This is a genomic window from Providencia sp. PROV073, assembly GCF_033688125.1.
Taxonomy (GTDB): domain Bacteria; phylum Pseudomonadota; class Gammaproteobacteria; order Enterobacterales; family Enterobacteriaceae; genus Providencia; species Providencia hangzhouensis.
Genome location: NZ_CP096353.1, coordinates 2,983,488 through 2,996,664 on the forward strand (window position 1 = coordinate 2,983,488; position 13,177 = coordinate 2,996,664).

General features: G+C 40.5%; 17 protein-coding genes, 1 tRNA gene and 1 pseudogene. 4 read left to right on the plus strand and 15 right to left on the minus strand.

All coding sequences use genetic code 11. From position 1 onward, the window contains the following. Positions 1 to 13: 13 nt before the first annotated feature. The 11 genes from M1F17_RS13625 to M1F17_RS13675 all read right to left on the minus strand — a co-directional run bounded on the left by M1F17_RS13625 (position 14) and on the right by M1F17_RS13675 (position 9,814). Positions 14 to 976 (minus strand): hypothetical protein, encoded by a 963-nt coding sequence (locus M1F17_RS13625; protein ID WP_094960741.1) that lies wholly within the window; start codon positions 974 to 976, stop codon positions 14 to 16. Next, the gene (locus M1F17_RS13630; RefSeq protein ID WP_318837019.1) at positions 976 to 1,899 is read right to left on the minus strand and encodes an HNH/endonuclease VII fold toxin-2 domain-containing protein; all 924 of its coding nucleotides are present in this window, start codon (positions 1,897 to 1,899) and stop codon (positions 976 to 978) included. Before M1F17_RS13630 ends, M1F17_RS13625 begins: the two co-directional genes overlap by 1 nt. A 91-nt stretch (positions 1,900 to 1,990) precedes the next feature. Further along, on the minus strand, positions 1,991 to 2,560 hold the full coding sequence (locus M1F17_RS13635) for a DUF4150 domain-containing protein (RefSeq protein ID WP_318837020.1): 570 nt from the start codon (positions 2,558 to 2,560) through the stop codon (positions 1,991 to 1,993). Next, positions 2,561 to 3,580, minus strand: a complete 1,020-nt coding sequence (locus M1F17_RS13640; RefSeq protein ID WP_094960739.1) for a 3-oxoacyl-ACP synthase — start codon at positions 3,578 to 3,580, stop codon at positions 2,561 to 2,563. Between the two features lies 1 nt (position 3,581). Then, entirely contained in the window at positions 3,582 to 4,634 is a 1,053-nt protein-coding gene (locus M1F17_RS13645) for a DUF2169 domain-containing protein (protein WP_094960738.1), read from the minus strand. A 14-nt stretch (positions 4,635 to 4,648) separates the two neighbouring features. Beyond that, positions 4,649 to 5,179, minus strand: a complete 531-nt coding sequence (locus M1F17_RS13650) for a DUF6484 domain-containing protein (protein WP_094960737.1) — start codon at positions 5,177 to 5,179, stop codon at positions 4,649 to 4,651. A 2-nt stretch (positions 5,180 to 5,181) separates the two neighbouring features. Continuing rightward, positions 5,182 to 7,371, minus strand: coding sequence for a type VI secretion system Vgr family protein (locus tag M1F17_RS13655; protein WP_318837021.1), 2,190 nt, complete (start codon positions 7,369 to 7,371; stop codon positions 5,182 to 5,184). An 84-nt stretch (positions 7,372 to 7,455) separates the two neighbouring features. Beyond that, positions 7,456 to 7,974 (minus strand): Hcp family type VI secretion system effector, encoded by a 519-nt coding sequence (locus tag M1F17_RS13660; protein WP_004250011.1) that lies wholly within the window; start codon positions 7,972 to 7,974, stop codon positions 7,456 to 7,458. Between the two features lie 614 nt (positions 7,975 to 8,588). Then, positions 8,589 to 8,777 (minus strand): YcxB family protein, encoded by a 189-nt coding sequence (locus tag M1F17_RS13665; RefSeq protein ID WP_282551041.1) that lies wholly within the window; start codon positions 8,775 to 8,777, stop codon positions 8,589 to 8,591. 73 nt (positions 8,778 to 8,850) lie between these two features. Further along, positions 8,851 to 9,144 (minus strand): hypothetical protein, encoded by a 294-nt coding sequence (locus M1F17_RS13670; RefSeq protein ID WP_318837022.1) that lies wholly within the window; start codon positions 9,142 to 9,144, stop codon positions 8,851 to 8,853. Between the two features lie 205 nt (positions 9,145 to 9,349). Continuing rightward, positions 9,350 to 9,814, minus strand: coding sequence for a hypothetical protein (locus M1F17_RS13675; protein WP_096864213.1), 465 nt, complete (start codon positions 9,812 to 9,814; stop codon positions 9,350 to 9,352). 299 nt (positions 9,815 to 10,113) lie between these two features. Here M1F17_RS13675 and M1F17_RS13680 point away from each other — a divergent pair, with 299 nt between their 5' ends. Then, entirely contained in the window at positions 10,114 to 10,233 is a 120-nt protein-coding gene (locus tag M1F17_RS13680) for a DUF3944 domain-containing protein (protein ID WP_377145485.1), read from the plus strand. 76 nt (positions 10,234 to 10,309) lie between these two features. Here M1F17_RS13680 and M1F17_RS13685 read toward each other — a convergent pair. Both M1F17_RS13685 and M1F17_RS13690 read right to left on the minus strand, forming a co-directional pair. Next, positions 10,310 to 10,486: pseudogene (locus tag M1F17_RS13685) on the minus strand (Arm DNA-binding domain-containing protein); the annotation flags it as partial. A 183-nt stretch (positions 10,487 to 10,669) separates the two neighbouring features. Next, a tRNA-Ser gene (locus M1F17_RS13690) sits at positions 10,670 to 10,757 on the minus strand. Between the two features lie 182 nt (positions 10,758 to 10,939). On the opposite strand from M1F17_RS13690, the gene M1F17_RS13695 reads away from it, so the two are divergent. Then, positions 10,940 to 11,269: a TusE/DsrC/DsvC family sulfur relay protein gene (locus M1F17_RS13695; protein WP_004256090.1), complete on the plus strand. Its 330-nt coding sequence runs from the start codon at positions 10,940 to 10,942 to the stop codon at positions 11,267 to 11,269. Positions 11,270 to 11,276: 7 nt separating this feature from the next. On the opposite strand, the gene M1F17_RS13700 is transcribed toward M1F17_RS13695, so the two are convergent. Next, on the minus strand, positions 11,277 to 11,555 hold the full coding sequence (locus M1F17_RS13700; protein ID WP_004256093.1) for an acylphosphatase: 279 nt from the start codon (positions 11,553 to 11,555) through the stop codon (positions 11,277 to 11,279). A gap of 220 nt (positions 11,556 to 11,775) precedes the next feature. Here M1F17_RS13700 and hspQ point away from each other — a divergent pair, with 220 nt between their 5' ends. After that, a complete protein-coding gene (gene hspQ / locus M1F17_RS13705; protein WP_004256095.1) occupies positions 11,776 to 12,096 on the plus strand; it encodes a heat shock protein HspQ in 321 nt (106 codons plus the stop codon). An 83-nt stretch (positions 12,097 to 12,179) separates the two neighbouring features. Here the strand turns inward: hspQ and M1F17_RS13710 are convergent, their stop codons facing one another. Further along, positions 12,180 to 12,593, minus strand: a complete 414-nt coding sequence (locus M1F17_RS13710; protein WP_004256099.1) for a CoA-binding protein — start codon at positions 12,591 to 12,593, stop codon at positions 12,180 to 12,182. A 114-nt stretch (positions 12,594 to 12,707) separates the two neighbouring features. Here M1F17_RS13710 and M1F17_RS13715 point away from each other — a divergent pair, with 114 nt between their 5' ends. Continuing rightward, a complete protein-coding gene (locus tag M1F17_RS13715) occupies positions 12,708 to 13,166 on the plus strand; it encodes a methylglyoxal synthase (protein WP_004256102.1) in 459 nt (152 codons plus the stop codon). The last annotated feature ends 11 nt before the right edge of the window (positions 13,167 to 13,177 follow it).

The window sequence follows — 13,177 nt, forward strand, 5'->3', positions numbered from 1 at the left end:
TAAACATGTTTTATTAACTATAAGGCCTAACAATCTTATGCCATACCGTTCCATCATACAGGTCTACACTATAATCACCCGCTACCACTAAAATGCCGTCACGCACATCCATATGGCCAGACAGAAGAACAGATTCATCACCATCCATCGGGCGTACCATTTCATTGCCGTCCCAACACTGTAAACGATAGTCATCACAAGCCCAGACTTTATCTTCAAACCAGCGCAGTTGATTCAGTAAAATCGTCGAGCCCCCGTGGTACAATTTTTCCCATTGGAATTGACGGCCACGCCATAGGCTGCCGCCTTCACCACCGATATACACATAACCATCTGGGGCGCACAGCACTGCGCTTAATTGTTCATTGGAGGGAAAGCCACAGGGGATCCATTGTTCACCATCATAGTGCCAGACATCCCCTTCACCGCCAACGGCATACATATCTTGCTCTGAAAAACCATCAAGATCCGTGAATCCCATATCGGTATCTGTTTCTCCACCTGGAATACCTTTTTGAAGTCGCACCCATTTTCCAATGTCGACACGTTTATAAATTTCACGTGCAGAGCCGACATAATAGGCATAACCTTCAATGCATTTGATATTTTTAGGATTTGCAAAATCACCTTCCATGACCTTTTCTAAGGGAAACTTAGAACCACTACCCATAGATTTTACAAACCCATCATCCCCTCTAGAAGCAAGCATCCCTTGTTCTTTTGGTTTGAAACAAACTCCCACTTTAGGACTATCAAACCCCTCAAATCTAATATAATCAATCGGGTCATCTGGTGTATCTAAATAAATACATAACAACTGTGAAGGTATTTCACTATTCCAGAGATTTCTGGCTTTTTCATAGGGAACATCTTTGCGTAAGCAAAAATACACGATATTTTTATCTCGGATTGCACATCCAGTAAAAATATACCCTTTGATATATTTAGCCCAATGTTCTTTGGTAACATAACTCATTATCTTTCTCTCTCTTTTTCAACTGTTATTGGATTACCTCGAGAGTCTTTGGCAGGCAATCGTGCATTCTTACACATCGGCAAGTAGTAGCCCTTAAGTTGTTCTCTTATGCAATGATTAGAACAGTTGGCATATGGAAATGTTTTTTTGTGGGAACGTACCGCCGCATCAATCGCCTGATCCATACTCAGTGTATTATTATCTAATTTATTATTTTTAACTAAGCGGCTAAGTTCATCATCCATCGCCGTATGAATACGCCCATGGCTTCCACCATGCCAAGAAGTTCCTTCGACACAAACAGTTGGGGCAATTGACGCATCATAATTTGGACAGGCGTCTTTTATCATATTGGAATAAATTAAATGATGCCCCGTTTGCCCTTTGCAACACCCGCCGTTGTTGGCCGGCTCCGTTTTACTCCCTCTAGCCCCCTTAATGGCATTTTTTACAGAATAGGGCACTAAATTGCATTTTCTTGCCCGTGCGCATGCATTTAATGAGGCTAATATTTCTTGCGTGTCTTCGGCTAACTTTTGGGCTCTTCTTATTTGTTCTTCAGGTGACAGATTTTTATAACTCTCCGCTTCTTTCATCAATTTCTTGATGTCTTCGGCTTTTTCGGATAACACTTTGATTTGCTCAAGCCCTTCTTCAGCCGCTGATTTAATAGAACTAATCTCAAAGCCAGAATAAGCAAGGTCGCCCAATGTCCAAATGGCCATTGCCGCATTTCCCCACGCTGGAACAGCACTACCCACAGCTTGTTTTGCAACTGCTTTCGCCCCTACTTTCCCCAAGGCTTTCATTGCTGCATTTTCAGCCATGTCCGTTAGCTTACTTTTTAATGCATTAACGTAATCCAACTCACTCTTTAATGTCTGTATCGACTCAGACATATCATCCATGTATTCTTTCGCCATTTCCTGCATTTCTTCAGGGGTATTTCCTGATACTTTTATTTCAAGCCCAGCACAATGGTCATCCGTCCAATGCCATTTTTTGCTGTTCTTTTTATTTTGTCGTTGCTTTTTTTTTTGCTAAAGCTTTTCTGAGCTTGCTCTCTTTTTTGAGCGTTTGCTGTGTCTCTGAATTATCTTTATCCGGCTCACAACGTTTTTCAACTTGCGTATTTTCTTTATCACACGCTTTTAATCCCCCAAAAACACCGCGGGAAACATAAGGAAAAGTCGGTGTATTAGACGGAAAAGAACCATGGTTGTGTGTCATTAAATCTTGATGGCGGGCAATGCCATATCCTTCAAATTTCACATTCAATGACCATGAACGGAAATAAGCCTTACCTTTGATTACTCCCGTCATCACCCCTTTAGCTAACCCATAAGTGGCAGGTTCATCGCCAGTACTAGTAGAAAAAAATGAACGATCTTCCTGAGCTACCATGGTATTTTGAATAAACACCGTTGCGGTGCCATTTGATAACGCATCCGCTTTTGACGTATTTGGATAAGGAACTACACTTGGCCCTGGAGACCAGCAAGGGTCTGGAAATGCGGCCGTTGATACGCCATCAGATGCCTTAGAGCATGCTTCTCGATCATTAACATAGACACGTGTATCCATCTATTTAACCTCTTGATATTGTAAAATAATCGCCGTTCTTTCCCCGCTATCTGCGCTAGATATCACCAATCCGCTATCTCCGGGTCCTTCTGGATGTTTCATCCATTCAAACAAGGTTGCCAACATCATCACACTGCTTGCTGCTCCTGTTTCACCTAGGCTTTTAGCAATTAAATAATGAGGATAATGTGCAACTTTTTCTTTTAACGTACGAGTTGTTGCCAACGATATTTCTTTAAAATAAAAAGATTCGCCATTAGCGTCGCTAATGTGAAATTGAGTATCACTTAATGAAAGATATGAGCCTTGGCAAGCATGCTCAATTGCCTCTGATAAACTTTTTACTCTTAAGGGTAATTTAGTTTGAAGAATATGTGCCGCTTCTAGCTGAGTATCAAAACCAAGAATATTTACATGACTGTGCCTATTGTCTGCTAATGTCAAGACGACTGAGGCTGCACCTTCCCCAGGAATAAAACCATCTCTGTTTTCTGAGTGTAATAACCGATGTGTGTCCATATAATGGCGAATAGTTTCTGCGTTAAAATAGCTATCGCACCCAATTAGTAATGCCACGTCAGCTGTTTGAGTTGACAATATTTCCTGTACAAAAGGAAGGGCTTCACCGATCCCGGCTTTACCTCGGTTAAATGCTATCGAGTTAGTATGAAAAGGCTGTAAGACTGTCTCTGAAATCATCTTAAGCCATTGAGGGAACATTCCTGGCCTATCTTCTTCCGGTAATAATAAACACACTACAATGTGTTCTTTATCTACCGTGATGGTTTTTAGTGATTGCTCAATGACATCGTTAATTAAAGCAATAAATCGTGCAGGTCCCCATATTTGGCAGTCATATAACAGAGAGCCAATGATTGGGTGATTTAGTGTGTCTCGAAAATGAGTTTCCCGGAAATGGTCTAGCCCCGCTCGAATAGCCGCGGTAGCAGAAAATAGGTCCGTTCCCACAGGGGTACATAGTCCAGCAGAAATAATTGACAAATATGGTTTATCTTTCATCTTACCCCCGACATGTCGACACTGGTGCTTGGCGAGATACGTAACTATCTAATAATGGCCCTACAAGCACTTGTTCAACATCTTGAATAGTACGGATCTGATGATGACAACGCCAAATAACAGAGAAATAATTCTTTTCGGGTTCAAAATAGAGGGTATCTACCTTAGGTGTTAGCAATACTACCTCGCCATCACGCTGATATAATCGTACGGGGACATTATTTAACCTTGGAAGCTTGAAATGAATTTCTGGACGAGTCGGATGTATATTGGTTAACGTAATCACTTCATTACCGACAGGAAAATCAATCTGTTGGTCATCTGGTACAGATTGGAAATAACATTCATCAAAATCATCCGGTAGAAACGGTGCCGTTTCATTACGCCATTTATCATCGAAAGTTCCCGCGTATTTCACACGCTCCCCGTAATGGCGGGGTAATACTGAGAGGGCAATAGGCTTAACATCATTATCAGGTGCATCGACTAGTTCTTTTGGGTTTTCTAATTGGGGCATCATCATCTCCCCATTCGGTTTTTCTAAAGAAAAATAACCTCTTCCTAATGGATTAATAGAGTGAGAGATCATCTCATCTTGGAAATGATACTGCCCACCAAAAGCAAAACCATAATGTAAAGGAACGGTTGTAAACGGAGTCACATCACCTGCCGTATAATGTTCAGTTCCCTGTTGCCACTGTCGGTAACCAATGACAGAGAGACTTTTTTTCATTTCACCGACCTGTACCGATACCATTAAATGCTGAGTCGGTTCGGCATTCGGTGCAAACGCGTTAGCATTAAAGATCACATCACACTTATGCTTTCTTAAGACAAAGTCAGCATCATAAAGAGGAACAGAAGTTCCCACTTCACCAGTATATGTATCCGTATAAGCCAGTGCTTTAGGAGGAATAATTGGACGTGCAAGTTGATTATCATCAGGTAAATGGTAGCTAGCTTTCATCACCACAACCAGATATTCAAATCCCGCTTTATCAATCATCACTGTCGCTTTAGCCGTCGTATGTTTAGCGTTATTTATCAACTCCATATTCCTAGTCCCCTTCAATTAACTTGCACTGAACCGCCCTTAATACGGTTCGTTGCTGAAGCATAGTTATCAATATAAAGCGCTTTTATTTGCACAAAACCATCCGCAGTAAGAGTTAAACTCGACTCACCACACTGTAATGTAATAGATTCACTTGCTTGAATATGTAACTGCCCATGCTCTGGAGACGAAAACATCATGTTATTTAACGGAGTTTCTGGCAATATCATCGAATGATTGTTTTGTTGGATCAGCCCCATGATTAGTGGGTTCTGCTTATTACCATTGATAAATTGAATTGCACAAATTTTACCTATGTCTGACTCCACTATCGGCGCTAAACTCAACGCTAAAATAGGTGTATCAATCTCATTTAATGCAATAAATACACTTTTCTCACTGTAGCTAACAAGCCGAGCTAATTGAATCGATGGAAGTCTTGCTTGCTCTTCAGCCAAAGAAAGAGGTTCTGTTTGTTCAATGATTTCATCTAGAAGTGATGGATCATTTGGTCGTATTTCATTGGTTATGGATAATTTTGTCATGACTAATTACCTAAAATAGTTTTAGCTTTAAATGTAATATCGCCATTAGCTTTAAGGAACTGATCACCTGACGTTTCAATAATAACTTCATGACCCTGAATACGAATATATCCGTCTTTATCCATTCGCAATATCGATTTTCCACACACTATTTCAAATGAATCGCCCGCAACATATTGGATATTTTCCTTGACTATCGACGTCTTATTCGCACCAACCCTTTGTTGATAATTTTCATTGACGTGCAATTTTTTACTTTCACCCACTTCTTCATCTTGGTTTAGGGTCACTTTGACCATTTGATTTTTTTCAACCACCTCTAAATGATCAGCCAACACATGCGTAGTCCGATTATTCAACACTTTGGTATTCATATCCTTCTGGGCATGTATAAACACTTCCTGTTTGCCGTTTTCATCCTCAAAGCGCAGCTCGTTAAACCCTTCCCCTTTATGGGTTTTCGTCCGAAACGTGGTACGGGTTTTATTTTCAGGAAAACTGATTGGAGTCGCATTGCGACCATCATAAGTACAGCCCGTGATAATCGGCCTATCAATATCCCCATTGAGGTAATTAATCTGAACGACCGTTCCGATGCGTGGAACCGCAGAAAAACCATAGCCGCCGCCACTCCAGCCCATCGCAACACGCACCCAACACGAAGCACTATGGTCAGGCTCTCCACGTCTGTCCCAGTGAAAATGGACTTTCACCGCACCATGTTCATTGACATAGATTTCTTCACCCGGAGGGCCCACGACAGTCGCAACTTCATCACCATCCGCGGTTGGTTTATAACGATAAGGTGGCCGCCACTCTTGCGTACCAGGGATAAAAGAAACGCTGTTCGACAACTGAGTACCATCCCCTCCGCCATTGTCTGCCAGAGGTTGAACACCATGATGACTCACGCTAATAACTTGCCAACTGTCATTCATTGGGAGGTGAGGATGATTTGATAAGGTGAAGATTTTACCGGGCATCAGCGCAAAGCAGTTTGTTGTGGCACTACCCACCTTGCTCCCATTACGTAACTGTTCAAAACGAATTTGGGTGAGTGGTTTGCCCTCTTCATCTAATTGAAAGCGACCGTAACTTTCAAAGACGCTGTGTTGCCCACCCTTTTCCAATTTATTTTCATGTCTAAGCGGGTAGGAAGGACGAATGAAATTATTGTCTTTATGAATGGTTTCATCCACACACAGGTATTCACCGTACTGCCATGTCATGGCGGTACTGTCGCTGATATCCGTATCCGCTTGCGGGTTATACATCAGGTTAATTCCCGCCGTCATCCCCATATGTTCGTCACTGTAAAACAATTGGTTTTCTTCAAACCAAAAGTTAATCCCTTCCTCAAAGGCGAGACGACACCAAAAATCAAAGGCGGATTCTCGCTTTTGGGTGGTGTAAATACGTTTGGGATGTAAGTCATCACGGTAAAACTTGCAGTCCGACTTCACATGCGCTTCATCCAGCAAGGTTTTTAATATGGTCAGTACGTTTTGATTTTGAAAAATACGGCTATCTTGATTAAGGGTCATTACCCACATTTCTGGACGAATATCAAAGTGATACCACGTCTTTACGCCATCCGTATTCCCTTGAACCGCCCCGGCTAAAATGCCATTCACTTTACGGACTTGGACACCATCACGCTTGACTGTTAAAGAAGAGGCGACGCCAAGGTGTTTCTGAAAATCAATAAACGGTAAGGCACTAACAGCACTAATCGAAAGGGAAAATAACGAAGACAACCCTTCCGTTAAATTAAATTCGGTAACTTGAAAAGTTTCATCAGGTAGCCCAGCAATTGAGCATGTAAACACCAAGCCACTTTCCAGACTTCCCATGCCTAGTGCATCTAACAATGCCCCGTGAGCGGCTTGTAATGCCTGACTTTCTGAAAAAGTTTGTCCACCACCAAGTTTTAATCCACCACCAAATCCACCGCCATGGATAAGCGGGTTATTGGCTACACTGTTCAATTGGGATGTCGCCTGAGTTGCCATAGATGCCGCTGTTGATACCAAAGCCCCCCCTTGCTGGGCTAATGCTGCCGCTTTTTGTACTTTACTGGACACCAACTCATTGACTTTAGATTGCACTTTATTTTTAACTTGATTTACCGCTTCATCTTTGACAATAGAAACGGGGTCAATGGTGGTTTTTTTGGGGTCTTTGCTAAACATCACTAGTCTCCATGACAAAATGGATAAGAAGCGGGGAACGAAATAAAAGCGATGACGAGCCCAAAAGAGCCCGTCAAAAAGGTATTACGCTTCGAGCGGTGCGCGCCAGTCATCAGCACCCGAAGTGCCTGCAACCGTGTGCTCCCAGTCCACTTTGCGGTAAGACAGAGATACTTCGATTAACTGCGTGAAATCGGCTTTTGCAGGGTCTTGGCAGTGAGGCATTTGGCAGTCAATATTGACGATGGTTGCATCGGTTAACGTGGTGGTGAAGAAATGCTCTTGTTTACCTTCAACTGAGGTGCGGTACCATTTTAGTTCCACTTTCGGCAGCATTTCGCCAGAGGCTAAGGCGTTATACAGCAGTGGAACCGCTTTATTTAACGCCACGGTGAAACGGAACGGCTTGTGCGCACGTTGGCCTGAAGGCTGGCCGGATTGCGGGTCTGTCGGTACAGTCACAACGTGAGAAAATTCTTGCACCAGCATTTGGTCTTCATGACCTTGTACATAAATGTTACCCACAGAATCCGCAGTAAATGCACCGGCAGTGATGTTGCCTTGGGTTTTTCCTTCAATGGAAATATAGCATGGAGTTGGCATAGCGATATCCTTTATCAAGAATGACAAATTGAGTTAAGTAAATATAATTAACTGTTAATTTCCGTCATCTCAGCCAGTGCGCACGGTAAGATTTGAGTTAAGGATAATAAAAGCTTATGGATAGACTGTAAACCTAGCGGCCTTTTTGTATCTCCCTAGGATAAGTGACTTAGCGTAAACTGGTTGAAATATCGCTATATAATTTCAGAAAAACACTAAAAATGAATCATAACCGAATTATCATCGAACAAAAAATAGACCAAACTGCGATAAGCCCAGTAAGTTCTAATGTACATAGAAATAAACTATGTAACCAAATATTTCAATCGAAAAAGTAATTACAACAAATTGATTTTATTAAAATAGTTCCACAATCACCATACAAGTCTTGTAAGTTTAATTTTTCCTCCTTATTTTAATAGTGTATTAATCTGCACATATCTATTTTCTTGGTGGATAAATTCATATAAAATCAAACTAATTTCATTTAGCTCTGATAGAATCATTTTTTCATAGCGATAATAATTACATCATCTGTATCGTGTACGTATATTAGTTACGGTCAAGGCGTACAAGTCCAATAATAAATAACTAGACTGTACTTTGAGTATCTATCATGGTTTATGGTTATCAATCTGTTCCATAACAAACTGATATAATTTATCAAACTCGCCATCAGCTAAAACCCTCGCAGGGATAACAGTGCCTTCACCATCAGAAGCAAAAATAAACAGATACTCCTCCCTGATATAACATTCTTCTATATTTTGCCAAAATACCCTGACTAAGGTGCCCCTCGTCATATTGTCTATGTATTTCCTGTTAATTTTAACTTTGACTAGAGAATCAGGATCGCTATGTTCTTTTTCTTCATTTCTATATAAGTAATGCATTTCTATTCGAAAGGTTATATACAAGCATGCTAACGAGCTGACGACCTAAGTTTTTTAAGCCAGAAAAACCATCTACAACTGAATAAGCCTTATACCCAATCATCAATAAGGCGATCCCCGATACAATCGATGCTATAGCTAATAAATTCCATAGATTAGTAAATAATCTGTATGGCATTTTTTCCTTATCTACAGTAACTGGCATTTGAATGAGTTTTCGTATTTTCTCTGCTTCCAATCTTGATGGTGAAAATTGAATTTGATAACGGCTTTTCATCAACTTTAATTCCTTAATTTATCATGAAGAATGAATACCAGAGTTGACTATACCTCTCTTCGTATTCATGCATTAGCTATGGTCAAGGTATTCCGTTAATCGGTAAGTCCGGTGGCTGTCTTTCTGAAACCGAAGAAGCCGAAGTGGAATATTTTGATAGGTGATCAAAATGAGCCAACTTGAGTAGTTGGCTCATTTGTTTTTATTACTTTGCTGATACTGACTGAAAATAATCTTTAACTCTAGAGGATTTAAAAAGAATATAAGTCAAGAAAATCATTATGATTGGTAATAATAATACACCTATAACACCGCCTGTTTTCTCTGCCATGCTTGAAAACCCATTTCCTTCGAGTGCGTTATTAATCCCTTTAAATGCAGAAAAAATTGACATTAGCGTTATGATTGACCATAGAATTTTCAATAAAGCTGCTCCAATTTTTTTCTTCATTAAAACTAAAACCACAGTTAAAACTTCTACTGTCGGTAATACAAGTTGATACAATGTCAACCCAATAATTAAGAACGCCCCATCAGAGCTACTCCAGACATCAACTGATGAACTTAATCTCAACATGCTAGAAACGTAAAAAAAAGCGCCAGTTATATGTATAAGCATGAAAAGGGAAAAAACAATTAATATAACCCATAGAGAAGCGGGCATTTTCATAACGACCTCCTGTGTCAAAGGTCGTTATGTTAATTTAACTTAAGTCAAGTGTCATTGTTTTGTTCAATGTCGCTTCTTGCGTATTTTTATGCCTATTGATACTCAACGATTTTTCAAATATATATCACTGACACGAAACCCAATAATTAAAATTAATATCAATCAGTTAAATTAAATCCATGACACCCCTGTCATTTCCCTTCATTTTTCTCTCGAAAAAAAGCCAAATAGCCGGACATAACCTGCCTGGTGAGGTTGTTATCGTGGTGTTCTCTTTTTCAAGCTAGGGAATAACACTGATGGCAACTTACCGATTAGATACCGATTTAGCGTTTTTACGTGAATGCAGTAATGAAAAACTGGGCTTGCTTGTGTCTGTACTGACTCATGACAGTATTGATTCACCGTTCATTGTCTAATACACGCCACCAGAGCAGCGTCCCTCGCTGTTCGGGGCTTTTATGTCCTCACACAAGCTATTGTGAAACGGCGTTTAACGGTTGGATAAATTCCAATAGCTAAAAGTTTCTCTTTACCATCGATTCGGTATATTAACCGCCAATATTTTCCGTCATTAGTTTGAACCGATAGATACAGCCCACCACCATCAGATAGTTTTTAGTCTTTTTCTTTAGGCTTACTGGAATCAATTTGCTTAACGGTTAGCTTCATTTGGGGGTACTCAAATCATGGGGTATAAATGTACCCCATATGTACCACCTGAAGGGGGGTAGTTTTCAATAGACGATAGTAGACGTTGGAATAATGGGATTTAGTTGGAATGCTTGTTTGCTTGTTTGTTTGTATAACTTAAGGGGATTGGAAGACTTTAGAAAATGTTGCTAGAAGTGAAGATGGCGGAGGAGGAGAGATTCGAACTCTCGGATGGTTTCCCATCGGCGGTTTTCAAGACCGCTGCCTTCAGCCGCTCGGCCACCCCTCCGCAATGACGTGCACTATAAACATCCTCTCATTGGATGTAAACCCCTAATTTGATCATTCGCTTTAAAAATATACGCCTTTCATACTGTTGGGTGAAAATATCGACATTCTAACGACTTTACTTGGGTTATATCTCGATTTTTGCTAAATTTACGTTCTAATTTTATTTGGGTTGAAAAGAGTATGTTGGTTTTTAATAATCAAGAGATAGAAACAGACGCGCAAGGTTACCTGCTTGATAGCCAACAATGGAGCGAAGAATTAATTCCTTTGCTAGCGCAGCAAGAAGATATTGAAATTACCAATGAACACCTAGAGATTATCCGTTTCGTCAGGAACTTCTATTTGGAATTTAATACCTCACCTGCTATTCGCATGTTGGTTAAAGCAGTTTCTCAACAATTTGGCGAAGAAAAAGGCAATAGCCGCTATCTATACCGGCTATTTCCAAAAGGGCCAGCTAAGCAAGCCACTAAACTTGCTGGCCTGCCAAAACCGGTGAAATGTATTTAATTTTTCACTAATAGCGGACACTAAAGTCCGCTATTGGCTCGGTCTTCCAGTTTTCTGTGAAAAAATGGTCTACTTTTGCTCCCGGTGGTCCCCCAGCTTTTAGCCACTCATCAACAAATTCAATATCTTGCTCTGTTCCGTAAACGGCTAGCTTAACACTGCCATCATCTCGGTTACACACAAAACCTTTTATGCCGTTCTGATTAGCCCAATGATAGGTTTGGTAACGAAACCCAACCCCTTGAACACGACCATAAATATAAAAATATCGACCTGATGCAGTCATGTGAGCCTCCGTTGTCAGAGCATAATGTATTGATACCTTCTTTTTAACAGTTGTTTTTTATTCATTGAACAGATAATCTGCTAAATGAGGCACTGCTTTTCATAGTTGCGTATAAAGACAGTGTATTGCGTTATTAATAATTGTCCATATATTAGCTTGAAAACGCGTAGCACTGCCCATATATAGTTTGAAGTATAAGCAAGGCTTTTAGGAGGTCGCTATGATGATCACCAGTAAATATGGAATCGGGCAACAAGTTAGGCACAAACTTCTCGGCTACTTAGGCGTCGTTGTAGATGTTGACGCTGAGTATTCGCTCGAACAACCACATGATGATGATATTGCCGCTAACAGCACACTACGCGATCTACCTTGGTATCATGTTGTTATGGAAGATGACAATGGGGATGCAGTTCATACATATTTGGCTGAAGCTCAAATTACTTATGAAACCGTAGAAGACCATCCAGAACAACCATCAATGGATGAACTAGCGGAATCCATAAGGTCTCAGTTGCAAGCTCCTCGCCTTCGCAACTAACCTTCAATTATCTATATTGTTATTTATGAACGCAACCGTAAAGCAGCTCACTAGCTGCTTTACTTTTTAACGCTAGAAATACTTTATTTTTCAAGACCTAAAGCAGGTATTTCTTGTTTTGGACATTTATCCATAACAAACTGCAAACCAGCCTGCAAAGCGATTTGCTGTGCTTCTTCGCTAATCACTCCTTTTTGTAACCACAAAACTTTAGCTTTAATTTCCACGGCTTCTCTGGCCACTCCTACCGCAGCTTCTGCATTACGAAACACATCGACCATATCAATAGGCCCTGGTATATCACTAAGCTTTTCGTATACTAGCTGCCCTAACAAGGTTTGACCTGCCAATTTAGGGCTCACAGGAATAACGGTATAGCCTTGATGTAAAAGATATTCCATGACTTCATAACTCGGCCTATTTGCCTTATCACTCGCTCCCACTAAAGCGATTGTCCGGACACGCTTTAAAATTTCAGCAATTTCTTGATCTCTCATCAAAATATCTCCCAAAACCTATAAACTATTCATTAGCATTATGATATATGTTGTATATCTTTGCTCATTCAATTTTTAAAGATGTCTATCTCGCATCTTATTTAAGGGAATATCATGGAATCAACTACCCGTAAAATTACAGCCTCAAAAAATATTGCTTTGGTTGCCCATGACCACTGTAAACCTTCATTATTATCTTGGACTAAGAAAAATAATGAACGGCTTCAAGCTCACAATTTATACGCAACAGGAACTACAGGCAATTTAATCCACCAGCATACTGGGTTGCCTGTTACGAGTATGCTAAGTGGCCCAATGGGGGGAGACCAACAAATAGGCTCAATGATTGCGGAGCAAAAAATTGACCTTTTAATTTTCTTCTGGGACCCTCTTAATGCTGTGCCTCATGACCCAGATGTTAAAGCACTACTACGTTTAGCCACCGTTTGGAATATTCCTGTCGCAACCAACTCTGCAACCGCAGATTTTTTAATCACCTCACCCTATTTTGATAATACGATAGACGTCGTTATTCCTGATTACGAAAGCTATTTAACCAAACGAACTAACTAATTCTATCTCTA

Excerpts from the sequence above, each read along its gene's own strand:
- M1F17_RS13695 (WP_004256090.1), top strand. The coding sequence starts at position 10,940 with ATGTTGGTTTTTAATAATCAAGAGATAGAAACAGACGCGCAAGGTTAC.
- M1F17_RS13645 (WP_094960738.1), bottom strand. The coding sequence starts at position 4,634 with ATGGAGTTGATAAATAACGCTAAACATACGACGGCTAAAGCGACAGTG.
- M1F17_RS13625 (WP_094960741.1), bottom strand. The coding sequence starts at position 976 with ATGAGTTATGTTACCAAAGAACATTGGGCTAAATATATCAAAGGGTAT.
- M1F17_RS13630 (WP_318837019.1), bottom strand. The coding sequence starts at position 1,899 with ATGGCGAAAGAATACATGGATGATATGTCTGAGTCGATACAGACATTA.
- M1F17_RS13660 (WP_004250011.1), bottom strand. The coding sequence starts at position 7,974 with ATGCCAACTCCATGCTATATTTCCATTGAAGGAAAAACCCAAGGCAAC.
- M1F17_RS13650 (WP_094960737.1), bottom strand. The coding sequence starts at position 5,179 with ATGACAAAATTATCCATAACCAATGAAATACGACCAAATGATCCATCA.
- M1F17_RS13665 (WP_282551041.1), bottom strand. The coding sequence starts at position 8,777 with ATGACGAGGGGCACCTTAGTCAGGGTATTTTGGCAAAATATAGAAGAA.
- hspQ (WP_004256095.1), top strand. The coding sequence starts at position 11,776 with ATGATGATCACCAGTAAATATGGAATCGGGCAACAAGTTAGGCACAAA.
- M1F17_RS13710 (WP_004256099.1), bottom strand. The coding sequence starts at position 12,593 with ATGAGAGATCAAGAAATTGCTGAAATTTTAAAGCGTGTCCGGACAATC.
- M1F17_RS13700 (WP_004256093.1), bottom strand. The coding sequence starts at position 11,555 with ATGACTGCATCAGGTCGATATTTTTATATTTATGGTCGTGTTCAAGGG.
- M1F17_RS13635 (WP_318837020.1), bottom strand. The coding sequence starts at position 2,560 with ATGGATACACGTGTCTATGTTAATGATCGAGAAGCATGCTCTAAGGCA.
- M1F17_RS13675 (WP_096864213.1), bottom strand. The coding sequence starts at position 9,814 with ATGAAAATGCCCGCTTCTCTATGGGTTATATTAATTGTTTTTTCCCTT.
- M1F17_RS13670 (WP_318837022.1), bottom strand. The coding sequence starts at position 9,144 with ATGAAAAGCCGTTATCAAATTCAATTTTCACCATCAAGATTGGAAGCA.
- M1F17_RS13715 (WP_004256102.1), top strand. The coding sequence starts at position 12,708 with ATGGAATCAACTACCCGTAAAATTACAGCCTCAAAAAATATTGCTTTG.
- M1F17_RS13655 (WP_318837021.1), bottom strand. The coding sequence starts at position 7,371 with ATGTTTAGCAAAGACCCCAAAAAAACCACCATTGACCCCGTTTCTATT.
- M1F17_RS13640 (WP_094960739.1), bottom strand. The coding sequence starts at position 3,580 with ATGAAAGATAAACCATATTTGTCAATTATTTCTGCTGGACTATGTACC.
- M1F17_RS13680 (WP_377145485.1), top strand. The coding sequence starts at position 10,114 with ATGGCAACTTACCGATTAGATACCGATTTAGCGTTTTTACGTGAATGC.